The sequence below is a fragment of the Nocardia aurantia genome (genome assembly GCF_009604425.1).
In the GTDB taxonomy this organism is placed as follows: domain Bacteria; phylum Actinomycetota; class Actinomycetes; order Mycobacteriales; family Mycobacteriaceae; genus Nocardia; species Nocardia aurantia.
Genome location: NZ_WEGI01000002.1, coordinates 271,799 through 296,070 on the forward strand (window position 1 = coordinate 271,799; position 24,272 = coordinate 296,070).

General features: G+C 69.0%; 24 protein-coding genes, 1 tRNA gene and 1 pseudogene. 6 read left to right on the forward strand and 20 right to left on the reverse strand.

Features of this window, described 5'->3' with window-relative positions:
• The first annotated feature begins 57 nt into the window (after positions 1-57).
• Positions 58-930: a class I SAM-dependent methyltransferase gene (locus NRB56_RS04660; protein WP_194290724.1), complete on the forward strand. Its 873-nt coding sequence runs from the start codon at positions 58-60 to the stop codon at positions 928-930.
• Between the two features lie 62 nt (positions 931-992).
• Here NRB56_RS04660 and NRB56_RS38215 read toward each other — a convergent pair whose 3' ends face one another.
• From NRB56_RS38215 to NRB56_RS04670, 3 genes are all read right to left on the reverse strand, one after another.
• Positions 993-1,154, reverse strand: coding sequence for a hypothetical protein (locus NRB56_RS38215; protein WP_194290725.1), 162 nt, complete (start codon positions 1,152-1,154; stop codon positions 993-995).
• Entirely contained in the window at positions 1,154-1,993 is an 840-nt protein-coding gene (locus NRB56_RS04665) for an SPFH domain-containing protein (protein ID WP_153339252.1), read from the reverse strand. The genes NRB56_RS38215 and NRB56_RS04665 overlap by 1 nt, the downstream gene beginning before the upstream one ends.
• Before the next feature lie 145 nt (positions 1,994-2,138).
• Positions 2,139-3,653: an FAD-binding oxidoreductase gene (locus NRB56_RS04670; protein ID WP_153339253.1), complete on the reverse strand. Its 1,515-nt coding sequence runs from the start codon at positions 3,651-3,653 to the stop codon at positions 2,139-2,141.
• Between the two features lie 71 nt (positions 3,654-3,724).
• On the opposite strand from NRB56_RS04670, the gene NRB56_RS04675 reads away from it, so the two are divergent.
• Positions 3,725-4,705 (forward strand): LysR family transcriptional regulator, encoded by a 981-nt coding sequence (locus NRB56_RS04675; RefSeq protein WP_153339254.1) that lies wholly within the window; start codon positions 3,725-3,727, stop codon positions 4,703-4,705.
• 45 nt (positions 4,706-4,750) lie between these two features.
• Here the strand turns inward: NRB56_RS04675 and NRB56_RS04680 are convergent, their stop codons facing one another.
• From NRB56_RS04680 to NRB56_RS04695, 4 genes are all read right to left on the reverse strand, one after another.
• Positions 4,751-5,560, reverse strand: a complete 810-nt coding sequence (locus tag NRB56_RS04680; RefSeq protein ID WP_319942554.1) for an amino acid ABC transporter ATP-binding protein — start codon at positions 5,558-5,560, stop codon at positions 4,751-4,753.
• 28 nt (positions 5,561-5,588) lie between these two features.
• A complete protein-coding gene (locus tag NRB56_RS04685; RefSeq protein WP_153339255.1) occupies positions 5,589-6,515 on the reverse strand; it encodes an amino acid ABC transporter permease in 927 nt (308 codons plus the stop codon).
• Between the two features lies 1 nt (position 6,516).
• Positions 6,517-7,428: an ABC transporter substrate-binding protein gene (locus NRB56_RS04690; RefSeq protein ID WP_319942555.1), complete on the reverse strand. Its 912-nt coding sequence runs from the start codon at positions 7,426-7,428 to the stop codon at positions 6,517-6,519.
• 162 nt (positions 7,429-7,590) lie between these two features.
• Complete coding sequence (locus tag NRB56_RS04695; protein WP_153339256.1) at positions 7,591-8,697, reverse strand: isocitrate/isopropylmalate dehydrogenase family protein; 1,107 nt, start codon at positions 8,695-8,697, stop codon at positions 7,591-7,593.
• 48 nt (positions 8,698-8,745) lie between these two features.
• Between NRB56_RS04695 and NRB56_RS04700 the strand changes: the two genes are divergently transcribed.
• Both NRB56_RS04700 and trxA read left to right on the forward strand, forming a co-directional pair.
• Positions 8,746-9,264 (forward strand): 2'-5' RNA ligase family protein, encoded by a 519-nt coding sequence (locus tag NRB56_RS04700; protein ID WP_153339257.1) that lies wholly within the window; start codon positions 8,746-8,748, stop codon positions 9,262-9,264.
• Positions 9,265-9,340: 76 nt separating this feature from the next.
• Positions 9,341-9,739, forward strand: coding sequence for a thioredoxin (gene trxA, locus NRB56_RS04705; protein ID WP_153339258.1), 399 nt, complete (start codon positions 9,341-9,343; stop codon positions 9,737-9,739).
• Between the two features lie 78 nt (positions 9,740-9,817).
• Here the strand turns inward: trxA and NRB56_RS04710 are convergent, their stop codons facing one another.
• On the reverse strand, positions 9,818-10,252 hold the full coding sequence (locus tag NRB56_RS04710; protein WP_153339259.1) for an alpha-isopropylmalate synthase regulatory domain-containing protein: 435 nt from the start codon (positions 10,250-10,252) through the stop codon (positions 9,818-9,820).
• Between the two features lie 539 nt (positions 10,253-10,791).
• Between NRB56_RS04710 and NRB56_RS04715 the strand changes: the two genes are divergently transcribed.
• Positions 10,792-11,124 carry a four-helix bundle copper-binding protein gene (locus tag NRB56_RS04715; RefSeq protein ID WP_153339260.1) on the forward strand — a complete coding sequence of 111 codons (333 nt, stop codon included), beginning with the start codon at positions 10,792-10,794 and terminating at the stop codon, positions 11,122-11,124.
• 304 nt (positions 11,125-11,428) lie between these two features.
• Here NRB56_RS04715 and polA read toward each other — a convergent pair whose 3' ends face one another.
• The 7 genes and pseudogenes from polA to NRB56_RS04745 all read right to left on the reverse strand — a co-directional run bounded on the left by polA (position 11,429) and on the right by NRB56_RS04745 (position 20,784).
• Positions 11,429-14,170 (reverse strand): DNA polymerase I, encoded by a 2,742-nt coding sequence (gene polA, locus NRB56_RS04720; RefSeq protein WP_319942556.1) that lies wholly within the window; start codon positions 14,168-14,170, stop codon positions 11,429-11,431.
• A gap of 37 nt (positions 14,171-14,207) precedes the next feature.
• Positions 14,208-14,903: an ABC transporter ATP-binding protein gene (locus NRB56_RS38720; RefSeq protein ID WP_227837264.1), complete on the reverse strand. Its 696-nt coding sequence runs from the start codon at positions 14,901-14,903 to the stop codon at positions 14,208-14,210.
• Positions 14,904-15,062: 159 nt separating this feature from the next.
• Positions 15,063-16,007 (reverse strand): annotated as a pseudogene (locus NRB56_RS38725) (ABC transporter ATP-binding protein); the annotation flags it as partial.
• A complete protein-coding gene (locus tag NRB56_RS04730; protein WP_227837178.1) occupies positions 16,004-17,572 on the reverse strand; it encodes a branched-chain amino acid ABC transporter permease in 1,569 nt (522 codons plus the stop codon). The pseudogene NRB56_RS38725 and the gene NRB56_RS04730, both read right to left, overlap by 4 nt.
• Positions 17,569-18,606, reverse strand: a complete 1,038-nt coding sequence (locus NRB56_RS04735) for a branched-chain amino acid ABC transporter permease (RefSeq protein ID WP_153339263.1) — start codon at positions 18,604-18,606, stop codon at positions 17,569-17,571. The genes NRB56_RS04730 and NRB56_RS04735 overlap by 4 nt, the downstream gene beginning before the upstream one ends.
• 95 nt (positions 18,607-18,701) lie before the next feature.
• Positions 18,702-19,910, reverse strand: coding sequence for a branched-chain amino acid ABC transporter substrate-binding protein (locus NRB56_RS04740; RefSeq protein ID WP_153339264.1), 1,209 nt, complete (start codon positions 19,908-19,910; stop codon positions 18,702-18,704).
• A gap of 247 nt (positions 19,911-20,157) precedes the next feature.
• Entirely contained in the window at positions 20,158-20,784 is a 627-nt protein-coding gene (locus tag NRB56_RS04745) for an ANTAR domain-containing response regulator (protein WP_153339265.1), read from the reverse strand.
• 202 nt (positions 20,785-20,986) lie between these two features.
• Between NRB56_RS04745 and NRB56_RS04750 the strand changes: the two genes are divergently transcribed.
• Positions 20,987-21,070: transfer RNA gene (locus NRB56_RS04750), tRNA-Leu, on the forward strand.
• Positions 21,071-21,173: 103 nt separating this feature from the next.
• Here NRB56_RS04750 and NRB56_RS04755 read toward each other — a convergent pair.
• The 5 genes from NRB56_RS04755 to NRB56_RS04775 form a co-directional block, all read right to left on the reverse strand.
• Positions 21,174-21,545: a hypothetical protein gene (locus NRB56_RS04755; RefSeq protein WP_153339266.1), complete on the reverse strand. Its 372-nt coding sequence runs from the start codon at positions 21,543-21,545 to the stop codon at positions 21,174-21,176.
• Between the two features lie 59 nt (positions 21,546-21,604).
• Positions 21,605-22,024 carry a roadblock/LC7 domain-containing protein gene (locus NRB56_RS04760; RefSeq protein WP_153339267.1) on the reverse strand — a complete coding sequence of 140 codons (420 nt, stop codon included), beginning with the start codon at positions 22,022-22,024 and terminating at the stop codon, positions 21,605-21,607.
• 71 nt (positions 22,025-22,095) lie between these two features.
• Complete coding sequence (locus tag NRB56_RS04765; RefSeq protein ID WP_153339268.1) at positions 22,096-23,253, reverse strand: hypothetical protein; 1,158 nt, start codon at positions 23,251-23,253, stop codon at positions 22,096-22,098.
• Positions 23,246-23,626, reverse strand: coding sequence for a hypothetical protein (locus NRB56_RS04770; protein WP_227837265.1), 381 nt, complete (start codon positions 23,624-23,626; stop codon positions 23,246-23,248). The genes NRB56_RS04765 and NRB56_RS04770 overlap by 8 nt, the downstream gene beginning before the upstream one ends.
• A 19-nt stretch (positions 23,627-23,645) precedes the next feature.
• Complete coding sequence (locus tag NRB56_RS04775; protein ID WP_153339269.1) at positions 23,646-24,050, reverse strand: hypothetical protein; 405 nt, start codon at positions 24,048-24,050, stop codon at positions 23,646-23,648.
• Positions 24,051-24,272 lie beyond the last annotated feature (222 nt).

Sequence of the window (24,272 nt, forward strand, 5' to 3'; positions counted from 1 at the left end):
AGGTGCAATGTGCCAAGCAAACAAGGGGTCCCCCAGGCAAGTCGATACCCTCCCATCATGCCCCATGATCACGCGGTCGCGCATGTCGAAGATCGACCGGCCACGCCGGATCCCCTGTTCGGAACGTCCCGGCCTGCGCGGATGCGGCTGGGTTCGGCGGCCAGCGAGCGCGCGAACCGGCGCTGGTGGGACGGCGACGCCACCGAATACCACGCGACACACGGAGAGTTCCTCGGCGCCGACTCCACCGACGGCGAGTTCGTCTGGTGCCCGGAGGGGCTGCACGAGGGCGACTGGCGATTGCTCGGCGACGTCGTGGACAAACGAATCCTGGAGGTCGGCTGCGGCTCGGCGCCGTGCTCCCGTTGGCTCGCGGCCCACGGCGCCCGGCCGGTCGGGCTGGACGTGTCCCGGGGAATGCTCGCGCGCGGCCGGGCGGCGATGGCGCGCGGCGGGCCGCGGGTGCCGCTGGTCCAGGCCGGTGCGGAGGCGCTGCCGTTCGGCGACGAGAGTTTCGATCTGGCCTGCTCGGCCTTCGGCGCGGTGCCGTTCGTGGCCGATTCGGCGCTGGTCATGCGGGAGGTGGCGCGGGTGCTGCGGCCGGGCGGACGCTGGGTGTTCGCCGTCAACCATCCGATGCGCTGGATCTTCCTCGACGATCCGGGCCAGGCGGGGTTGCTGGCGACCAATTCGTATTTCGACCGCAGCCCCTATGTGGAGGTGGACGCGGCCGGCGAACCCACCTACGCCGAACATCATCGCACCCTCGGCGACCGGGTCCGCGAGATCGTCGCGGCGGGACTGATCCTGCTCGACATCATCGAACCGGAATGGCCGGAATGGCTGGACCGCGAATGGGGTCAGTGGAGTCCGTTGCGCGGGGAGATCTTTCCCGGAACAGCGATCTTCGTGACAGCGAAACCCGAATAACCGGTATTCCGGTGCCGGCGAGCGACATTCGCGGGTCGCTCGCCCGGCCGGACCTCTCGGAATCAATTTTTCGGTAGGCGGCCGACCTGTTGCAGCGCCAGCCGCAGCGCGTACTCGATCTGGGCGTTGACACTGCGCAGGTCGTCGGCCGCCCATTTGGCGATCGCCTCGTGGACGGCCGGGTCGAGCCGCAACAGCACCTTCTTCGGCTCGCGCTTGACCATCAGGAATACAGCGTCCCGGCGTTGACCACCGGCGTGGCCGAGCGATCGCCGCACAGCACGACCAGCAGATTCGACACCATCGCCGCCTTGCGCTCCTCGTCGAGCTCGACCATGCCCTCGGCGGTGAGCCGCTCCAGCGCCATGCCGACCATGCCCACAGCGCCCTCGACGATCCGGCTGCGCGCGGCCACCACCTGCGCGGCCTGCTGCCGAACCAGCATCGCCTGGGCGATCTCCGGCGCGTAGGCCAGGTGGGTGATACGGGCCTCGGTGACCTCGATGCCGGCCAGCAGGGTGCGCTCGCGCAGCTCGGTGGTCAGTTCCTCGGCGACCTCGGTGCCGTTGCGCAGGCTGGTGCGATGCGGTTCGTCGGAGTCGTACGGGTGGGTGGTGGCGAGGTGCCGCACCGCCGCCTCCGACTGGGTCTGCACATATTCCTCGTAGTCGTCCACCGCGAAGGCCGACTTGAAACTGTCCACGACCCGGTAGACGACCACCGCCGCGATCTCCACCGGATTGCCGTCGGAATCGTTGACCTTCAGCTTCTGTGTCTCGAAGTTGCGCACCCGCAACGAGATTCGCCGCTTGTTGCTCAACGGCACCACCCAGTAGAAGCCGGCCTCGCTCACCGAGCCGATATAGCGGCCGAAGAACTGCACCACCTTGGCCTCGTTCGGGCCGAGCGTGGTCAGACCGGTCAGCAACAGCACCGCCGCCACGATCACGATGATCCCCAGCGGTGGTACGAGGGCCGCCAGCGCGGCGCCGACGACGGCGACCACCAGCAGACCCAACAGCATGAAGAACCCGTTGAGCCGAAAGGCCGGGCGAAGCTCCATGACATCCTCCCAATATCGAAGTGATATCACGAAGATAGTACGCGGGACCGCCGGCGTCCAGCCCCAGGACCGAGCGGCAGCCAACCCGGCGGCAGCCAACCCGGCGGCAGCCGCCGGGCCCGCCGCCACCGAATGCGCGGGCGGGTCAGCTCACCGGGCGGATGTTTCGGTTGTGGCGGAACAGATTTGCCGGATCACACTCGGCCTTGAGGGCCGCGAGCCGGGCGTAGGTCGCGGGCGCGTACCCGTCGCGCGTCTGCGCCTCGTCCGCCCAGTCACCGGCGCCGTAGAGGAAGGCGAGGTTATGGCCGATCATCCACGGGGACAGAATGTTCCGGAACTCGTCGTGATGGGCACGCAGAGCATCAGCCGACGACCGGCTGCTCGAACCGTTTCGCGGCAGTCCACTCGAGCCGTTCGGGGCGGCCTCGCTCGGGCCATTCGGCGGCAGCTCACTCGAGTCGATCCGCGCATGCCGGTCTGAGCCGTTCCGCGGCGACACGCTCGAGCCGCTCGGCGGCTGCCCGCTGGTGATGACGCGGGCCAAGTACTCCGCCTCGCGGTGATCGACCGCGATCCCTGCCGGGCCGGGGCGGCGCAGCGCGCCACCGAGGCGCCGCAGTCCGAGCACGGTCGGGATCGCCGCGTCGGCGCCGAAGGTGTCGAGCAGCGTGTCGGTGGCGTCGGCGGTCAGTTCGGATACCAGCGCGTTGGTCGAGGTGTAGGCGTGCGGGAAGTTCGGGTCGCCGTGGATGGTGTGCGTTTCCGTATACGGCATCGTGCGGAGGGTGTCGGCGAGGCGGGGGCCGACCGCGCGCAGCGGAGCCGCCAGCGCCTCGCCGTCGGACGGAAGGCCGGTCCAGGCAACGGTGATCGTGGCAATGTACCTGCCGCGCAACGGTTCCGGGATCACCGGCAGGTCGGGCATCGTCATCAGCGTGATGCTCGTGTCCATCGCGCCGGGCACGGTCGCGCTCCACTGCCGCCATGCCTCCAGCGCGGGTTCCACCAGCGCGGTGCCGAAGGTCAGCTGTCCGCCGAACACTCGGGTGATCGGGAAGAGTTCCACCTCCAGCGCGGTGATTACGCCGAAGTTGCCACCGCTGCCCAGTACGGCCGCGAACAGTTCGTCGCCGGGCCCGAGGCGGCGCGATCGGCCGTCGGCGGTGACCAGATCGAGCGCGCGGACGTGGTCGGCGGCGTAGCCGAAGCCGCGGGCCAGGATGCCGAGGCCGCCGCCGAGGTGGTAGCCGATCACCCCGACCGATGGGGAGGAGCCGTTCAGTGGGGCCAGCCCGTGTTCGGCGGCGGCCGCGATCAGCGCGCTCGCCGGGGCGCCGGCCGCCACCCGCGCGGTACGCGCCGCCGGGTCGACGGTGATTTCGGTCATCCGCCGGGTCCCGATCAGCAGTCCACCGTCGGCGGGTACCGAGAGGCCGTGTCCGGTCGCTTGTACTGCGATCGGAATATTCTGTCGCGCAGCGTATTCCACGCCGATCCGGACGTCCTCGGCATCGGCCGCGCCGAGTACGAGGGCCGGCCGGTGGGTGTAGGCGGTCTGGAAACCGGCGACCTCCTCGTCGAAACCCGGCTCGCCCGGGTGGAACACCGGACCGCTGGCCGGGAGGCGGTCGGTGCTCGAATGCGGTGTCGTCGTCATGAACACCACGATTCCGCCCGCAGAGCGAGAAGTAAAACAGATAGTTCTTCTGGTTACTAGAATGACCAGTTATGGAACTACGGCAGCTGCGTTATTTCGTCACGGTGGTCGAGGAGGCGAACTTCACCCGAGCCGCGGCCCGGTTGCACCTGGCCCAGCCCGGCCTCTCGGCCCAGATCCGCCAACTGGAACGGGAACTCGGCCAGCCGCTGCTGGACCGCTCCGGCCGCACCGTGACACCCACCGCGGTCGGCGCCGCGGTGCTGCCGCACGCCCGCGCGGCTCTGGCTGCGGCACAACAGGTCTCACACACCGTGGACGAGTTCACCGGCCTGCTGCGCGGCCAGGTCCGGATCGGGCTGATCTCCGGCGCCGCCGACTCCGAGGTCGACATCGCGCAGGTGCTCGCCGACTTCCACCGCGACCACCCACAGATCGCAATCGCTATGACGGAGAACACCTCCGAGGTCATGTACGCCGCGCTGCGCCGGGATGATCTGGACATCGTGCTGATCAGCATCGCCGAGGCCGGACTCGACCCGGCCGTCGCCACCGCGACCGTCCTCGAGACCACGATCGTGGCCGCTGTCGCCGCCGACTCACCCGAATTCCCCGACCGGATCGATCTGGCCGAGCTGTGCGCGCACCCCCTGATCTGCCTGCCGCTCGGCACCGGCATCCGCAAGGTTCTCGACACCGCTTGCGCCGCACAGGGTCTGACCCCCAATGTGGCCTACGAGGCGGTCGCCCCGCCGTTGCTGATCCGGCTGGCGGCCCATCGCCTCGGCGTCGCGATCGTCCCGGCCCTGTCCCCTGCCGACGCGGCCGCATTCGGCGTCCGCACGCTCACCATCGACCCCCCGATGTACGGCACGCTGCTGCTGGCCTGGAATACTGACCGGCCGCTGAACCCGGCCGCGAAGATCCTGCTGGAGCGGCTCCGCAGCGCCCTGGTCGCCCGGCCGGGCCGCGATCCGGTTCCCACGGGGCCGAGCGGTTCTCGTTCCGCCGCCGGGCGACCACCGCGGATCACCGGACCGCTCGGATCCTGATCATCCCGGGCCACCGCGAAACCGGCCACTTCCCGGCGCACCGGATCACAGGATGCGAGACAGAAAGACCTGTGTCCGTTCGTGTTTCGGGGCGGCCAGCACCTCGCGCGGCGGTCCGGATTCCACCACCACGCCGCCGTCCATGAACACCAGCTGGTCCGCCACCTCACGGGCGAAACCCATTTCGTGGGTGACCACCACCATGGTCATACCGGTGGCCGCCAGTTCCCGCATCACGGTGAGGACCTCGCCGACCAGTTCGGGATCGAGCGCCGAGGTGGGTTCGTCGAACAGCATCAGTTTGGGGTCCATCGCCAGTGCGCGGGCGATGGCCACCCGCTGCTGCTGGCCGCCGGACAGCTGCGCGGGATAGCTGTCGGCCTTGTCCGCCAGCCCCACCCGGGTCAGCAGCTCCGTGGCGCGGGCGACCGCGTCGGCCCGCCGGAGCTTCTTGACCTGCATCGGCGCCTCGATGACGTTCTCCAGCGCGGTGCGGTGCGGGAACAGGTTGAAGTGCTGGAACACCATGCCGATATCGCGACGCTGCCGGGCCGCGTCGCGCGGGCTCATCTCGTGCAGCCGGCCACCCTTCTCCCGGTAACCGATCAGGTCGCCGTCGACGTACAGCCGGCCGGCGTCGATCGGCTCCAGATGATTGACGCAGCGCAGGAAGGTCGACTTTCCCGATCCGGAGGGGCCGATCACGCACAGCACCTCGCCGCGCGCGACCTCCAGCGAGACGCCCTTCAGCACCCGCAGCGTGCCGAAGCTCTTGCACACCCGATCCGCGCGGATCATCGGGACCGTCGTATCGGCGGTCGCCTCCGACGGCGAAGTGCTTGCCGCGGAACTCATGTCACCGCTCCTCTCGACCGCGTGCGCCTCACTTGCCGACCTCGTGGACCTGGGTCATCGCCCGCAGCTGACGGGCGGTGAGCTGTCGCGAGACGCCCCGCGAGTAGTACCGCTCCAGATAGTGCTGACCGATCATCAGGACACTGGTGATGGCCAGGTACCAGGTGGCGGCGACCAGCAACAGCGGAATCGGCTGGAAGTTGGCGCCGGAGATGGTGCGGGCGACGCCGTACAGTTCGGTCGTCAGCGGGATCGCGGTGACCAGCGAGGTGGTCTTCAGCATGCTGATCAGCTCGTTGCCGGTGGGCGGCACGATCACGCGCATGGCCTGCGGGAGCACGGTGCGGCGCATCGTCTGCCCCCACGTCATCCCGAGCGCGACGGACGCCTCGCGTTGCCCGTCACCGACGGAATTGATACCGGCCCTGACTATTTCGGCCATGTAGGCGGCCTCGTTCAGCCCCAGGCCGATCATCGCGAACACGAACGGCTGCGTCCAGTTCTGCACGCTCAGGTGCAGCAGTTGCGGACCGAACGGCACACCGAGGTCGATGGTCCGGTACAGCGAGGTGAACAGGCCCCAGAACAGCAGCTGCACGTACACGGGGGTGCCGCGGAAGATCCACAGATACAACCAGGACACCGCGCGCAGTACCGGATTCGGCGACAGCCGCATCACCGCCAGCAGCATGCCGAGCACCACGCCGATCGACATTGCCAGCATGGTCAGCTCGAAGGTGACCAGCGCGCCGTGCGAGATCCGGGAATCGAACAGATATTTGCGGTAGGTGTCCCACCGGTAGGCCGGGTTGGTCTTCGCGCCGTAGACGAACAGTGCCAGCAGGACCAGCAGGACGACGGCGGCGAGCCACCGGCCCGGCCGCCGCAGCGGCACGGCGTTGATCGGCTCCGGCTCGGTGTCCGCGGCCGGGCCGGTGACCAGCGAATCCGGCATCTCAGCCCTTGGCGCCGTTGATCACCGACTTCGGCAGCACACCCGCCTGCACACCCCAGTTCTCGGCGATCTTGCGGTAGTCGCCGGAGTCGATGAGGTGCTGGGCCGCCGCCTGCAGCGCCGCGGCCAGCGGCGAGCCCTTCGCGACGGGCCAGCCGTACGGAGCGGAGTCGAAGATCGCGCCGGACAGTTCCAGCTTGTCCGGATTCTGCTTCACCGCGTACTCCGTCACCGGCGAGTCCGCGGAGAAGGCGTCCACCTGCCCGAGGACCAGTGCGGTCGCGGCGCCGGCCTGGTCGTCGTAGGGCACCGCGGTGATCTCGGGCTTGCCGGCGTCCTTGCACGACTTGCTCTTGGCGGGCAGTTCGTCGGTCTCCTGGACGGTGGCGTGCTCCACCGCGACCTTCTTGCCGCAGGCGTTGTTCGGGTCGACCGCCTTGCCCTTCTGCTGGGCCCATTGGCTGCCGGCGGAGAAGTAGTCCACGAAGTCGACCGTCTTCTCCCGCTCGGCGTTGTCGGTGAACGACGACATGCCGGCGTCGAGCGTGCCCGCGCCGATCGCCGGGATGATCCGCTCGAATTCGGACTCCTGATAGTCGGCCTTCACGCCGAGCACGGCGGCGACCGCGTCCATCAGATCCACATCGAAACCGACGATCTTGCCGCTGGAGTCCTTGAACTCGTTCGGCGCGTAGGGCAGGTTCACCCCGACGGTCAGCTTGCCCGCCTGCTTGATCTTGTCGGGGAGTTTCGCCGCGATGTCGTCGACCTTCGCGACGGACACCTTGGCCGTCGTCGCGGGGCCGCTGCCGGTCTCCGAATTCTTGGAACAACCGGCGAGTACCAGCACCCCACCGGCCAGGACACATGCGGCCCGCAGGGCGTACCCGCGGACTCCGGATCGAACGAACACAGCAAGCCTCCGTGTCTGACATCGTCATCCGAGCGGCAGGACAGAGAACGTTCCGGCGCCCGTCGTTGGAATCTAGGCGATTCGGACCGCCCGCGTCGGGCGGTTACCCAAGGTTGATCCGCGTGGAACATAACCCGGCCCGGACCCACCGGGCCACGCGGCTCACCATCGATGGATCCGCGCCCGGACCTGTTCGGTGAACTCGCTGGTCGACGCCAGACCGCCGAGATCGGCGGTGGCGACACCCGCCGCGAACACCCCGGCGATGGCGTGTTCGAGGCGTTCCGCGGCGTGTCGCAGGGTCGCCGCGTCGTCCCGGGTGCCCAGCCATCGCAACAACATCGCCGCCGACAGCTGCAGCGCGGCCGGATTGGCGCGGTTGTGCCCGGCCAGCGCCGGTGCCGCGCCATGCACGGCCTGGGCCATCGCCGTGGTCTCCGAGCAGTTGATCGAGGCGGCGATACCCAGCGAACCGCTCAGTTCCCCGGCCAGATCCGACAGGATGTCGCCGAACAGGTTCTCGGTGACCAGCACGTCGTAGTCACCGGCGGCGCGGACCAGATGGGCGGCGGTGGCGTCCACGTGCTCGTCGTCCACCACCACCGCCGGGTAGTGCTCGGCCGCGACCGCCCGGCAGACGTCGCGGAACAGGCCGGTGGTCATCGGCAGCACATTCGCCTTGTGCACGATGGTCAGCCGCTTGCGGCGGCTCGCGGCCAGCCGGCAGGCGGCGTGCGCGATCCGTTCGCTGGCCCGGCGGGTCACCACCGCCACCGACATCGCGACATCCTCGGTGGGCCGGAATTCGCCGGAGCCCGCGAACATGTTGCGGTCGGCGTAGAAACCCTCGCTGTTCTCGCGGACGATCACCAGATCCATGTCGCCGGCGGTCGACCGCACCCCCGGGAAGGTGCGCGCGGGACGGATGTTGGCGTACAGCCCGAAGTGTTTGCGGATGACGCCGCCTGGTGGCGGGCCGAGCCGGTGTTCCGGCGGATAGGCGGCGTTGTCGTGCGGGCCGAGGATCCAGGCGTCGAGTTCGGCCAGCGCCCGCAGCGTCGATTCCGGCAGCGGATCGCCGAATTCCGCGATCGCCGCCGCGCCCATCGGCAACGGCACCCAGTCGGCCGCGGGCGCGCCGGCCGCCGCCAGCGCCTCGTCGACCACCTCCCGGGTCGCCCGCACCACCTCCGGGCCGATGCCGTCGCCCTCGACGAGACCCAACCGCAATCCGCTGTCGTTTCCGGTCACCGAGTCATTCTCACTCATGGCCCGATCCGTGCGGGGAACCGTCCGACCGGATATGTTGCGACGATCATGGTTCAGTCCGTCGAACTGCTGCTGGACGACGCGGCCGAGGCCGAGGTCCGCCGCCAGTGGCGACTGCTCGCCGAGGCCGGGGTGCACAGCCCGGCCTCGGATCATCGACCGCACGTCACGCTCGGCGTCGCCCGGCAGATCTGGCCGCGGATCGAACAGGCGTTGGGCGCCTTGGAGTTCCGGCCGGTTCCGGCGCGGCTGGGCGGGTTGCTCGTGTTCGGCGCGCGCAATCCGATCCTGGTCCGCTCGGTGGTGCCGAGCGAGGCGCTGCTGGATCTGCATCAGCGGGTGTTCTCGGTGCTCGCACCCTGTCCGGGCGTCCCGGCCAATGTCCGGCCGGATGCCTGGACCCCGCATGTCACCCTGGCCAGAAGGGTGAAACCACAACAGATCGGTGAGGCCGTGCATGCGGTCGCCACCGATCGCGATTTTCCGGCAACATTTGTGGGTATCCGGCGATGGGACGGCGATCGACGCCGTGATTGGCCCGTCGCCGACCGGGACGAGGCACGATAGCAGTCACGTACCGGTACGGAAGATAACCGGGTCGTCCGGCGTTGCACCGGTCAGCCCACCGACACGAGAGGACCCCATGGCTACGCAGACGCTGACCGAGCAGAATTTCGACGAGGTCGTCGCCGGAAACAATGTCGTACTGGTCGATTTCTGGGCCGACTGGTGCGGCCCGTGCAAGGCCTTCGCACCGACCTACGAGGCGTCGTCCGAGAAGCACTCCGATGTCGTCTACGGCAAGGTCGACACCGAGGACCAGCAGGGCCTCGCCTCCGCGGCCAACATCCGCTCGATCCCGACCATCATGGCGTTCCGCGAGGGAGTACTGGTCTTCGCGCAGCCCGGCGCGCTGCCGCCGGCCGCGCTCGAGGACCTGGTGACCCAGGTGAAGGCGCTCGACATGGCCGAGGTGCGCAAGCAACTCGCCGAGCAGTCCGGCGCCGAGGAGCCCACCGGGCGGGCCCGCGCCGCGGAGTAACCGCGAACGAACCGCCTTGCGCCGCACCGGATCTCGATCCGGTGCGGCGCTGCTTTCGGCGGGTGCCGCCGCGGCGGCTCAGGACAGGCTGCTGAGCCCGGCGATCATCGCGCGGATGCTGGACTCGGCGCTGTCGTCGGCGACTGCGGCGCCCCAGCTCCGATGTCCGTTGCACTCGCACTGGACGAAGGTGGCGGTGCCGTCGCCGGTGCGGCGCTGGTGGAATTGGAGGATCTCGACCGGATACCCCTCCTCGTAGAGGGCCGAGGTCAGCGCGGCCACCGGGTTGCCCGCCGACACCACGGTCCGGAGGCGGCCTCCGAACTCGAGCGTCGCGGTGTACCCGGCGGGAAGCTCCTGCTGCCCGGTCGTGGCCCATTCACCGAGCCTGACGGGGCCGGTGTGCCCGCAGTATCGGTCGTAGAATTCGGCGGGACTCAGCCCCGCGCTCTCGGTCCGCAGACCCTTCGGGGCGGCGGCGATGAAGGCATGTGCATCTATGGTGATCGTCATTTGACTAGGTCTTCCCAGGGCTTTGTCGTGTTCGATGACAGAGGGGACCAGCGCAAAGCAGAAAGTTCTGTACGACCCGCAGCGGGGGGCCGGTCCGAATCAGACCCCGCTACGGCGGAGAACTACGAGAAGTCGACCGGCAGCCTTCAACGCGGTGAGCGGAAGAAGCACCAGCCGGTCGCGGTCGGCGACATTCGGCGTGGCGCTACGGCTGGCAGCGGGGTTCGGCACGGCATTGACAATATGGACTTACGCCGTCGATGGCAACCATTTAGACACGGAACCGATGAGTAACTTCGCCACACGCCTTCGTGAACGCCGCACCAACACCTGACAACCGTCTCAGCAAACGCTCGTGTGCCCACCTCATCGCAGGTGGGAGCGGTAACGATCCGAGCGGCAAATGGCTGGAAAACCGGTTCCGATGTCCGATTCATGCCACTCTGCGATAGCCGCAGAGCCCGGAGAACATCGGATGATTCCGGGCCTTCCGACCCCGCCGGCGACGCCGCCGCGATGCCCGTGCCGAGGAGATTGTGATGACCGACCTGACAATCCAGAACGCGATCAATCACCTGCTCGGTTGTCACCGCCGGTGCGAGCACCAGATCACCGAATCGCTGGGCCGCGGCGGCGAGCACGCCACCGCCCGGCACGTCCAGACCCTGCGCGACTGTTCCGAGCTGTGCCGCGTCGCCGGCGACATGCTGGACCGCAATTCGGAGTGGGACAGCCGCGTCTGCGAACTGACCGCCCGGGTCTGCACGGACACCGCCGAACGCTGCGACCGTCTCGGTGAGACCGCCTGCGCCTCGGTCTGCCGGGCCGCCGCCGAGGCCTGCCACGCCTTCGTCTCCGCCGCGGCCGTCTGACGCAGCGCCGCAACAGCTTTCAGCCGCGGCCCGGCTGCGGGGGTCAGCCGCATCGGGAGACGCCAACGCCCGACAGCCCGAGCAGCCTCACCCGACAGGCCGCCTACGATAGCCCGAGCGCACCGAGGCGATTGGCCGCCGCGCCCGGGCAACCGAGCAGCCGCGGCGGTGAACCACCTCGACCCGGCAGCTTGAACAGCCACGGCGATCGGCCACCCGCCCGGCAGCCCGAGCAGTCAGCCACCCGCCCGGCAGCCCGAGCGGCCGCGGCGGTCGGGCCCACGCAGGTCGCCGCAGCGCCTCCTCAGTGGGCGGCCGAGTCCCAGCTGCGGCCCACGCCGACGGAGACCTCGAGCGGTACCGACAGCTCGATCGCGCTCGACATGTGGTCGCGCGCAAGGGCTTCCAGCGCCTCGCGTTCGCCGGCGGCGACCTCGAAGAGCAGTTCGTCGTGGATCTGCAGCAGCATCCGCGAGCGCAAGCCGGCCGCCTTCACGGCCGTCTGCACGTTGATCATCGCGACCTTGATGATGTCGGCGGCCGTGCCCTGGATGGGTGCGTTGAGAGCCATGCGCTCGGCGGCCTCGCGGCGCTGCCGGTTGCTGGAGTCCAGATCGGGCAGGTAGCGGCGGCGGCCGAACAGGGTCTCGGTGTAGCCGACCTTGCGGGCCTGGTCGACCGCGTCGTTGAGGTAATCGCGGATCGCGCCGAAGCGGGTGAAGTACACCTCCATCTGCGCCTTGGCCTCCTCGGCGCTGATCTTCAGCTGCTGCGACAGGCCGTAGGCGGACAGGCCGTAGGCCAGGCCGTACGACATGGCCTTGATCCGGCGGCGCAACTCCGGGGTGACCTCGCCGATCGGGATGTCGAACGCCTTGGAGGCGACGAAGGTGTGCAGATCCTCGCCGGAGTTGAACGCCTCGATCAGGCCCGCGTCCTTGGACAGATGGGCCATGATGCGCATCTCGATCTGGCTGTAGTCGGCCGTCATCAGCGATTCGAAGCCGGGGCCGACGACGAAGGTGTCGCGGATGCGGCGGCCGGTGTCGGTGCGGATCGGAATGTTCTGCAGATTCGGCTCGGTGGACGACAGCCGGCCGGTGGCGGCGACGGTCTGGTTGAAGGTGGTGTGGATGCGGCCGTCGTCGGCGACCGACTTCAGCAGACCGTCGACGGTCACCTTGAGCCGGGTGGCGTCGCGATGCGCCAGCAGATGTTCCAGGAACGGGTGCTGGGTCTTCTCGAACAGGGACTCCAGCGCGTCGGCGTCGGTGGTGTAACCGGTCTTCGTGCGCTTGGTCTTCGGCATGTCGAGTTCGTCGAACAGCACGACCTGCAGCTGCTTCGGCGAGCCGAGGTTGATCTGCTTGCCGATGACCTGGTACGCGGCGTCGGCCGCGGCCGTCACCCGGTCGGCGAACTCCTGCTGCAGATCCTCGAGTTTCGCCACGTCGACGGCGATACCCGCCGCCTCCAGCTCGGCCAGCACGCCGAGCAGCGGCAACTCCATATCGGTGAGCAGGCCGGTGGACTCGATGCCACGCAACTCCGCGTCGAAGGCGTCGGCCAGGTCGGTGACCGCGCGGGCACGCAACAGCTCCGCCTTCGCGATCTCGGCGTCGACCTGTTCGGCATCGTCGAGCAGGGACAGCTGGGTGTCGTCGCCGTCCTCCACCCGCAACTCGCGCGACAGGTAGCGCAGCGACAGATCGTCGAGGTTGAAGGTGCGCTGGCCGGGCCGGACCAGGTAGGCGGCCAGCGCGGTATCGCTGGACAGCCCGCCGAGCGTCCAGCCGCGGCCGCTCAGCGCGTGCATCGCGGATTTGGCCTCGTGCACCGCCTTAGGAGTCTTCGAATCGGCGAGCCAGGCGCCGAGGGCCTTCTCGTCCTCCGGGGTGAGCGCGACCACGTCGAAGTAGCCGCCCTCGCCGTCGGCGGCCGCGATCGCCACCGCGGTCACATCGCCGTGGCCGGGCGTACCGGTGCCGACGACCGAAAGGCCGTGGCGCACACCGGCTCCGGCGTGGTCGGCGAGCCAGTCGGCGGCGGCGCCGGGCTCGATCGCGCCACCGGAGATCTCGAAACCCGACTCCGCCTCCGGCTCCGGCGGCGCCAGCGTCTCGAACAGCCGGTCGCGCAGGACCCGGAACTCCAGATCGTCGAACAGCCGGTGGATCTTGTCGCGGTCCCACGGCTGCTGCCCGAGCTGGTCCGGGGTGTAGGGCAGCTGGACGTCCTTGACCATCTCGGTGAGCTGCCGATTGAGCACGACGCTGGACAGATTGGCCCGCAGTGCGTCGCCGACCTTGCCCTTCACCGTGTCGACCCGGTCGACGAGAGCGTTCAGATCGCCGTACTCGCGGATCCACTTCGCGGCGGTCTTCTCCCCCACACCCGGGATGCCGGGCAGGTTGTCACTCGGGTCGCCGCGCAGCGCCGCGAAATCCGGATACTGCGCCGGGGTGAGGCCGTACTTCTCCTCGACCGCCGCGGGGGTGAATCGGGTGAGATCGGAGACGCCCTTGCGCGGGTACAGCACGGTGACATCGTCGTTGACCAATTGCAGGGAATCCCGGTCGCCGGTGACTATGAGCACCCGGAACCCTTGCGGCACAGCCTGTTCGGTGATGGTGGCGATCACATCGTCGGCCTCGTAGCCCTCGATCGCGAGCGTCGGGATACCGAGGGCCGCGAGCACCTCCTTGGTGATATCCACCTGGCCGCGGAACTCGTCCGGCGTCTGAGCGCGGTTGGCCTTGTACTCCGGATACGCCTCGGTGCGGAAGGTCTTGCGGCTGACGTCGAACGCGGCCGCGACGTGGGTGGGCTTCTCGTCGCGCAGCAGGTTGATCAGCATCGCGGTGAACCCGTACACCGCGTTCGTCGTCTGCCCGGTGACGGTCTTGAAGTTCTCGGCGGGCAGCGCGAAGAACGCGCGGTAGGCCAGCGAATGCCCGTCCAGCAGCAACAGCGTGGGCCGTTCACCGGCCGGCTGCGAGGTGGCGGCGGACGGGCTCCGGCGCTGATCGGTGGTGGTGGGGGTCACCCGGAAGAGTCTAGGGACACCCACCGACACCGTCGGACTACCCCACCCCCAGGTAGGCAGACTTCACCGCCGAATCGGTGAGCAGCGCGTGCCCCGCCCCCGTCTTGGTGACCTCGCCGGTCTCCAGGATGTAGGCACGATCACTGCGGGTCAGGGCCTGCTGCGCGTTCTGCTCGACGAGCAGCACCGTGGTGCCCTGCGCGTTGATCTCGCCGATGATCCGGAAGATCTGCTGGATCACCATCGGCGCCAGCCCCATCGACGGCTCGTCCAGCAGCAGCAGTTTCGGCCGGGCCATCAGCGCCCGGCCGATGGCCAGCATCTGCTGCTCACCGCCGGAGAGGGTGCCGCCGACCTGCTTGCGCCGCTCGGCCAGCCGGGGGAACAGTCCGAACACCCATTCCAGGGTGCTGTCGTATTCCGCCTTCTTGTCGAAAGGCCGTGCGTGACAACCCATGTCGAGGTTCTCCTGCACGGTCATGCCGGGGAACACGCCGCGGCCCTCCGGCGCCTGGATGAGCCCGGAGACCACCCGCTCGTGGGCCCGCATCCGGGTGATGTCGTTGCCCTCGAACACGATCCGGCCGCGGGCCAACGGCAGCAGACCGGACAGCGCCCGCATGGTGGTGGTCTTGCCGGCGCCGTTCGCGCCGAGCAGGGTGACCAGTTCGCCCTGCGCCACGTTCAGCGAGATACCGTGCAGCGCTTGGATTCTGCCGTAGTTGACCACCATGTCCTCGACCCGCAGCAGCGGTTCCGCGGATCGGTTGGCCGGCACCGGGGGCGGGGCCGCCGGGTCGGCCACCACCGGCAGTACGGCGGTCTCGGTGCCCTCGTTGACGAACAGCGAGGCCGCGGCCTGCGCGGCCTCCCCGGACTCGGCCGCGGCGGCCTCGTCGTCGGGCACACCGAGGTAGGCCGCGACCACGGCCGGATCCTCGCGGATGGCCGCCGGCAGCCCGTCGGCGATCTTGCGGCCGAACTCCAGCACCACGATCCGGTCGGTCACGCCCATCACCAGCCGCATGTCGTGCTCGATGAGCAGCACGGTGAAGCCGTCGTCGCGGATCTTGTGGATCAGCTCCATCAGCGCGGCCTTCTCGGCCGGATTGAAACCCGCCGCGGGCTCGTCCAGGCACAACAGCTTCGGCTCGGTGGCCAGCGCGCGGGCGATCTCCAGCCGCCGCTGATCGCCGTAGGAGAGGTTGCGCGCCTTCTCCACCGCGCGCGGCGCGATGCCGACGAACTCCAGCAGCGCCATGCCGCGTTCGATGGCGTCGCGCTCCTCGCGGCGGTGCCGCGGGGTGCGCAGGATCGCGCCCGGCACCGAAGTACGGTGCCGCGCATCGGTTCCCACCACCACGTTCTCCAGCGCCGTCATCTCGCCGAACAACCGGATGTTCTGGAAGGTGCGGGCGATGCCGAGCCGGGTGATCTCGTTGCGCTTGGACTTCGTCAGCGGTTTGCCGTCGAAATACACCGTGCCCGCGGCCGGCCGGTACACGCCGGTGATCGCGTTGAAGCAGGTGGTCTTGCCGGCGCCGTTGGGCCCGATCAGGCCCAGGATCTCGCCGCGGCGGATCTCGAAACTCACCGCGTCCAGCGCGGTCAGGCCGCCGAACCGGACGGTGAGACCGTCGGTGCGCAGCAGCGGCTCACCCACGGCCGTCTCGATATCGCGGTGTGGCGCAACCACATCCGCGACCGCCGCGGCGTCACCGAGCACCGGCAGCACGGCCGTCACGTCGACCTCGCCGGCGCTCTCGACCTCCGGTACGGCGACGTAGCCGGCGGCCATGTCCTCGTTGTCGAACAGCGCGCCGCCCGGACCCGTCATTGCCCCGCTCCTGCCAGTTCCCGATCGGCCGGTTGCCGGACCGCCTGATACACCTGCCTGCCGTAGGTGAGCAGCTTCTGCCGCACCGGGAACAGGCCCTGCGGCCGCAGGATCATCATGACCACCAGCGCGACACCGAAATACAGATATTTGAGGTCACCGAGATTCTGCGCCCCGCCGGGGCGGAACAACAACACGCTGCCCAGCAGCAGGGCCGCCATGATCCCGGTGAAGATGGTCAGCGTGATCACCGCGCGGCGCGGCCACGGCGGCAATCGGTCACCGAGGTTGCGCAACACCAGGATCAGCGCGACGAACGCCACAACGTCGACCACCAGCAGCACGTAGCCGGTGGTCTCGTCGGACACCAGATGCACCGAGGTGAGCCGGGCCGGCAGATACGCGATGATGAACGCGCCGACCAGCACGCCGAGCTTGTTGCCCTGGCCGCCGATGACCACCGCGCACAGGAACAGCATGGAGTTGACCACGTTGAACTGGGTCGGATTCACGAACTGCACCTGACCGGCGTACATCGCGCCGGACATACCGCCGACCGCGGCGCCGATGGTGAAGGCCCACAGCTTGTACTTGAACGTGGGCACGCCCATGATCTCGGCGGCGTCCTCGTCCTCGCGAATGGCCACCCAGGCGCGGCCGACCCGGCTGCGCTCCAGATTGCCGACCACCAGCAGCATGATCACGATCAGCACCATGCCCAGCCAGTACCAGTAGGTGCCGTAACCGGCGCGGTCCAGCGGGTTCAGGGTGGACGGATCGCCCACGTTGCCGGCCGAGAACACGCCGTCCGGCTTCTGCGCCGACTCGTCGACGTGCGGAAAGGCGACCTCGGACAGGCCCAGGCTGCCGTTGGTGATGTCGTCGAGGTTGTCCGCGAGCAGGCGGACGATCTCACCGAAGCCGAGGGTCACGATCGCCAGGTAGTCGCCGCGCAGCCGCAGCGTCGGCGAGCCGAGGATCAGCCCGGACAGCGCGGTGACCACCGCCGCCAGCGGCAGGCAGGCCAGCCAGGCCCACTTCGGGTCCAGCCAGCCGCCGTGGGTCTGGTTCCAGGGGCTGTTCTTGCTGGTCAGCAGGGAGACCGTGTACGCGCCGACGGCGTAGAAGCCGACGTAGCCGAGGTCGAGCAGGCCCGCCTGCCCGACGACCACGTTCAATCCGATCGCGACCAGGCAGTACATCGCGACCTGGGCCATCACCAGGCCGAAGTTGTAGGCCGGGGTGTCCATGCCCGGCGGCGGGTACAGCGGCAGCAGCGCCAGCAGGATCAGCACCGGCACGCCGACACCCCACTGCGCGGGCCGGGTCAGCCCGCCCCACCAGGTGCGCAGCGAGTCGCCGAGACCGGCCCCCGGCTGCTTCTCCGAGTGGACCGGCAGGACCGCGGTGTCGTCGGAGGCGCGTCGTTTCGGCGCGGCCCGGGTCCCGTCCTCCGGATCGCGGCGCTTGGGCACGGGCCGGGACGCCTCGTTCGGATCGCGTCGTTTGGGCACGGGCTTGGGCTTGTCGGGGTTGTACCCCGCTTCGGGACCTTGCTCGGTCATGCGCGCGCCCTCCCCAGGCTCTCGCCGAGAATGCCGGTGGGCCGCACCATCAGGACCAGGACCAGCACCAGGAAGGCGACCACGTCCCGCCACTGGGTGCCGAACAGGATCTGCCCGTACTGCTCGACCACACCGAGCAGCAGACCGCCGAGCAGCGCGCCGCGCAGATTGCCGATGCCGCCGAGCACCGCGGCGCTGAACGCCTTGATCCCCAGGATGAATCCGCCGGAGTAGATGATGCCGTTCGGGATCTTCACCGTGTACAGCAGCGCGGCGGCGCCGGCGAGCACGCCACCGATGAAGAAGGTCATGACGATCACGCGCTCCCGGGACACGCCCATCAGGGTCGCGGTGTCGGGATCCTGCGCGACCGCGCGGATGGCCCGGCCGAACCGGGTGCGGTTGATCACCACCTCCGTGCTCAGCGCCAGCGCCACCGCGGCCAGCACGATCAGGATGGTGATGTTGGTGATGTCGGCGCCGAGGAAGCCGAACTGCTTGGTCGACTGCACCAGGATGATCGGCTGCTGCGCGTTCGGACCGCCCAGGGACGGAACGAGTTTCGGCAGCACGAAGTGCACGAACTCCTGCAGCACGAAGGACATGCCGATCGCGGTGATGAGGAAGCTCAGCGGCCGGGCGCCGCGCTTGCGCAACGGCCGGTACGCGACCCGTTCCAGCCCGACGGCCACCCCGCCGGACACCAGCATGCCGACGACCATCGCCAGCACCAGGTAGACGCAGGTCAGCACCACGCCCTCGGAGTAGGCATCCGGCGCCGCGGCGAAACCGAACAGCATCAACCCGACCAACTGGCCGAACATGCCGAGCATGAACACCTCGGAATGCGCGAAGTTGATCAGCCGCAGCACGCCGTAGACCAGGGTGTAGCCCACCGCGACCAGTGCGTAGATCGCGCCGTAGGTCACCCCGTCGACGGTCAGTCGCCAGAAGTTGTCGAACACGGCCTGGTAATTGAAGCCGATCGAGGCACCGACCAGGTGTACCGAGTCGGCCCAAGTTGTTGTCGTCATACGTGTTTCGCCCTCATCAGTGGTGCGGCCACGACAACAGCACGTGCGGGACGGACGAGCGGTCCGTCCCGCACGTGCTGCGCCGGCGTGACCGGTTACTTGACCGTGTAGATCCAGATCAGCGCGCTGGACAACTCGCCGTTGGGATTCCACTTGTAATGACGGCCCAGACCGTCGCCTTCATAGTTGCGCACGTAGTCGAGCAGGTCGGCCCGGGTCAGCTTCCCGGCGTCGATGCCCTTGGCGAAGATCGTCGCGATGTCGTATGCCTCGACCGAGTACACACCCGGCGCCTGGTTGTTGAACGCGGTGTAGTCCTTGGCGAACTTGTCGGGGGCCGGGCCACACGGGCAGGTGAGGGCCGCGCCCTTGGCGGCGCTACCGGCCTGCTTCACGAACTGCGGATCGTTGACGCCGTCGGGGCCGACGAAGACGGCCTTCACGCCGCCGGACTTCAGCTGCGCCGCCAGGGGCGCGCCCTCGGCGTAGTAGCCGGAGTAGAAGACCGCGTCCGCGTTCGCGGCCGCGATCTTGGTCACAGTCGCGGAGAAGTCCTTGTCGCCGGCCTTGACGCTGGCCGCGCAGCTGGGATCGGCAGCGGCGCCGAGACCCTCGTTGATGCTCTTGGCCAGGCCGGTGCCGTAGTCACTGTTGTCCTGGACGACGCAGACCTTCTTGTAGCCGGCGGTGCCCACCAGGTACTTGGCCACCGAGGGGCCCTGCACGTCGTCGTTGGCCAGGCCGCGGAAGAAGGTGGTCCAGCCGTTCTGGGTGAGCGTCGCGTTGGTCGCCGACGCGGTCACCGACACCAGGCCGCCGTCGCTGAGGATCTTGCCGGTCGCCTTGGTCTCACCCGAGAAGGCCGGGCCCACCAGGCCGATCACCGACTTGTCGGCGACGATCTGCGGGATCACGCCGGTGGCCTTCTGCGGATCGCCCTCGGTGTCCCAGGTCTTGAGCTCGATCTTGCACCCGGGGTTGGCCTTGTTGTGCTGGTCCAGGGCCAGCTTCGCACCGTCGGCGATGTTGATACCGAGCGCCGCGTTCGAACCGGTCAGGGCGCCGGCGAAGGCGATGGTGGTGCCGGCCGGGCAGGTGGCCTTGCCGTCGCCTGCCGGATCGGCGGCCTTCGCGGTGTCGGTGGCCGGGACGGACTTGCCGTCCGGGTCGACCTGCGTGACCGGCTGGATGGAGAGGGCGCCGGCACTGCTGGACCCGGAGGTCTCCGAGCCGCCACCACTCGTCGTCGTCTTCGAACTACACCCCGTGAGCACCAGGGCGGCAGCCGCACCGAGAACCAACAAACCTCGCGTGGTACGACCGCGCCGTGTCGAGCTGAGCACGTTTCACCTCTACGTTCTGCGCAACCCCCCGGCTGGCCGAGAGGGGGCCGATCATGTCGGCCCAGGCTCAGAACATAGCGTCGCCGCGTTAGCTCTGCATCACATTCGAGTCATCGGTATGGCGTTCGCACACGATAAACACGGCACCGTGTTGCCGCCGTGTAAACACATGGCTATTCCACTGCGCGCGAATAGCGCCGACGGCCCGCTACGACTTCGGCGCCAAATTCTCCAGCACCACTTCGGCTACGGCCTTCATGGTCGTGCGGCGGTCCATGGCGGTGCGCTGAATCCACTTGAACGCCTGCGGTTCGGACAGGCCCTGCGTCTGCATCAGCACACCCTTGGCGCGCTCGACCAGTTTCCGGGTCTCCAGGCGTTCCGAGAGATTCGCCACCTCGCTCTCCAGCGCGGAGATTTCGTGGTAACGGCTGGCCGCCAGTTCGATGGCGGGCACCAGATCCGATTTCGTGAAGGGCTTCACCAGATAGGCCATCGCACCCGCGTCGCGAGCCCGCTCGACCAGGTCGCGCTGGCTGAAGGCGGTCAGGATCACCACGGGCGCAACGCGTTTCGACGCGATCTCGGCAGCCGCGTCGATCCCGTCCCGGCGCGGCATCTTCACGTCCATGATCACCAGATCCGGCCGCAGTTCCTCGGCCAGATCCACCGCCTGCTGGCCGTCGCCGGCCTCACCCACCACCTGATAGCCCTCCTCGGAGAGCATTTCCACCAGGTCCATCCGGATCAGCGCCTCGTCCTCGGCCACCACCACCCGCTTCGCGGCGGCGGCCCCGGGGGCGTCCTTGTTGGCGCCCCCTGCTGTCGTTCCCATAGATAGACCCCTCATGTCTCCGATGCCGATACTCGACGCAGTACCGGCAACGACGCCACCCCTACCACCGCACCGGCACACCCGAGTAGCTAAAGCGTACCGGTGAACTCCGGCTGCCAACCCATCTACCCTGCACGGACCGATCGGCATCACACCGATTCGGTTTCCCGGCGCGGCTCGGGCTATGATGTGCGACCAGTGCGCCGAGTTGGCGGAACAGGCAGACGCGACGGTCTCAAAAACCGTTGTCCTCACGGACGTGTGGGTTCGAGTCCCACACTCGGCACAGAATTTCCGGCGGTGCCGGCGGTGAATTCCCAGCACCGCCGCCGTGTGATTCATCCCGGTTTCTCCGGGGGTGTTCCGTGCGACCCGGTCGCTGAGTCGTGTTACACCTCGAGTTCCTCTTCGATGGTCTTCAGGCGGTGGCGGGCCAGGGCGAGATTCGCCCGGCCGCGATCCAGCGCCAGATAGAGGAACAGGCCCTTGGATTTACGGCCGGTCATCGGCCGGATGATGTGGTATTGCGCGGAGAGGGTGATCAGGATGTCCTCGATCTCCTCCTTCAGGCCGAGCTGATCGATCGTGCGCATCTTGGAGCGCACGACCTCGGTGTTGCCTGCCGCCGCGACCTGCAGGTCCAGCGATTTCGAGCTGCCGAGCATGCCCAGTGCCATACCGCTGCCGTAATCGACGACCGCGGCCCCGATCGCGCCATCGATGGTCATCATGTCCTTGAGAGCCAGATCCATATTGCTCATGCCGATTCCTTTTCCTTTTGTTCTTGTTCTCGGGGTTCTGCGTTGCGGGGGTTGATGATTCATCCGGTATCGGTGATCCGGTCCGTGCCGGGCTCGTCCACGGCAGGCTTGAGGTGGTCGGCGATCGCTCGGGCCGCCGGCCGGGATTCCAGGTGCAGCCGGCCCACGTTCACGTCGGGGCCGGCGAGCACGGTCAGCGAGGTCCAGCCGGCGGCGTAGATCACCGCGTAACCGTCGGTGCCGTTGACCACCACCTCGTGGAAGCCGCCGCCGTGCGCGGTGGTGACCAGCCGGTGCGACACCGCCAGTTGCGAGGCCGCCAGCGCCGCGATGCCGTTGGGTTCGATGTGCGACGGCAGATCGTGCGCGACGAGCAGGCCGTCATTGGACGCCACCAGCGCGCCGGTCAGCTTGGGCAACCGCTCCCGTAGCGCCCGCAGTTCGGCCAGCACCTTCGGATTCGGTTCGGATCCGGGCATCGCCACCTTCGTAAACCTCCCTATGAATTCGCCGAGCACGGTGCTGCGCGTGTTCCTTCGCAGTCGCAAGGTCACACGAACTCCTCCAACGCCGTCCTGAGCCGGACCAGCAACTCGCGATCCACCGGTTTCCAGATCTCCGGCACCGCGGCGGCCTCGGACCGGGCCAGGGCGGGGACGGGAGCTGGGCCGCTCGCGGCTTCGCCAGGTCCCGCGGCTGCGGCGTGACGCGGCCGCGCGGCAGCTGCACCGCTCGGCCCGGGTGCAGCCGCCTGGCGGGGTCCGGCCAAAGGTGTGCCGCCGCGAGCCGCCCCGGTCGTGCCGTGCGATCCAGCCGCAGCGCCGTCATATGGTCCGACCGCAGGCGCGCCGCCGGGCCCTGCTCCCGCCGCATCACGCGGTCCGGCCGCATGGCGCGGTCCCGCCGTGGACGAATCGCGCGGTCCCGCAGGGGGGTTCGGATCACCCGGCATACGCGGGGTGGGCGCGGGGGCTTCCGGGGGGATCACCGTGATCCGGCGGCGGCGCGGCAAGGGTGCGAGGCCGGTCGGGGGCGGTGTTGTGGTCGGTACCGCGCGCGGTGGGGGCGGGGGCGCCGGGCGGACCGGAATCGGCGCCTCGAGCAGTCCTACCCTGGTGAGCCGCCGCACGGCCACCAGACAGCCGTAGCTGGTGCGGCCGAGATCACCGGCGATCCCGGCGATGCTGCGCCGCGCGTCGGCGGCCGCGAGGATCTCGGCCTCGCCGCCGGTGAGCGGCACCCGCTTGCGGCGGGCGCGGCGCGCGGGCACCACCGGTGCGCGGTCGACCAGTTCCAGCGGCCACGGTCCGGGTTCGGCGGCGTGGCGTCGGTCGCATTCGTGCACCAGCACCTCGAGCGGGATCCGGCAGACGGCGGCCAGCCACTGCGCGGGCGCCGGGCGGAACGCGGGGGTCCCGGGTTCGGCGAGCAGGAAATAGGCGGCGTCGAACACCGAGAGCATGGCCAGCATCTGCATCCGCGGCCGGCGCAGGATCGGACCCGGATCGCCCGCCTGCGCGCGCTGCCAGTCGTCGGCGGTGGCCAGGCCGGTCGTGATCACCAGTTGCTCGAGGCCGGGGGTGCGCGGACAGGCCGCGCCGCTGATCCGGCCCTCGGCGAAGTGCAGCACGCCGTCTCCGACGGTCAGCGTGCCGGTGGATCGCTCGTCGGCCAGTCGCCGCAGTTCCGCGGTGAGCGCGTCACCCATTGCCGCCCCCGGTCAGCTCGGCGAGGATCCCTCGCACCCGGAATCGCGCGAACGCGAGATTGCTGCCGCCCTCGGCATCGAACACCGAATGCACGAACAACCGCCCGGCGTAGTCCCCGTCCACCAGATTCAGCAGGTGGAATCGCGTTGCGCCGCTGACGATCAACTCGGCGCCGCCGTCGCCCACCGCCAGCGCCGGGCAGCCCAGCACCGCGCGGACCACATCGGTGGTACCGGCGGCGTCCTCGTGCTCGTCCAGCGGGTCGTGCGAGCCGGCCGCCGCGACCGCCAGGCCGCTGGCCCCGTCCACCAATGTCACACTGCGCGCGCCGGGTATCGCCATGATCTCGTCCAGACAGCTGTCGATCCCCATCACCGAGCACTCCGACCCATCACAACCGGCCGGCCTCCCGGGCGACCCGCCGGGTCCGCATGGGGAGCATTCCCACGTTCACCGTGCCGCGGCACACCACCACGCGGTCGGCGCGAATTCCCCTCTGCCGCTTCCGAATATCCTCGATCGTCGCCATATCGCGGCCCCAGAACAGTTTCGAAGCAGCGGCCGGCAAATCCGGCGCCACCGGAGCCCTCGCACCGGCACCGTCGCGATCCCTGGCCGGTAGCGCCGGATCCGGCGCCACCGCCGGACGGTCGCCGACGGTCCGCAGGGCCGGCAGCACGCCGGTCGACCTGCCGGGGACGCTCGCCGCGATACATTCCGGCACCTCCGTTCTCGGGCTCGTGACCAGCGAGCCGACCTGCCCGGCCGGATCGCTGTTCGTCGTCGGGGAATTCATCAGCGCCTTTCTGTGGGGTCCGGTGCGAGGAGCCGGATACGGTTCGTCGATGCCTTCGTCCACCAGCCGCAGCGCTTTCCGCCGTGAGCCCGGTCCGCCGCGCCGCGACAGGGTGTATCGACCACGCTGCGACAGCACGTATTCGCTGCCTCGCGGCAGTGCGTCTTCGCCCAGCCGGGCAGTACAGCTCGGTAACGCCGTGGCCGTACTGCTGCGCCGCAC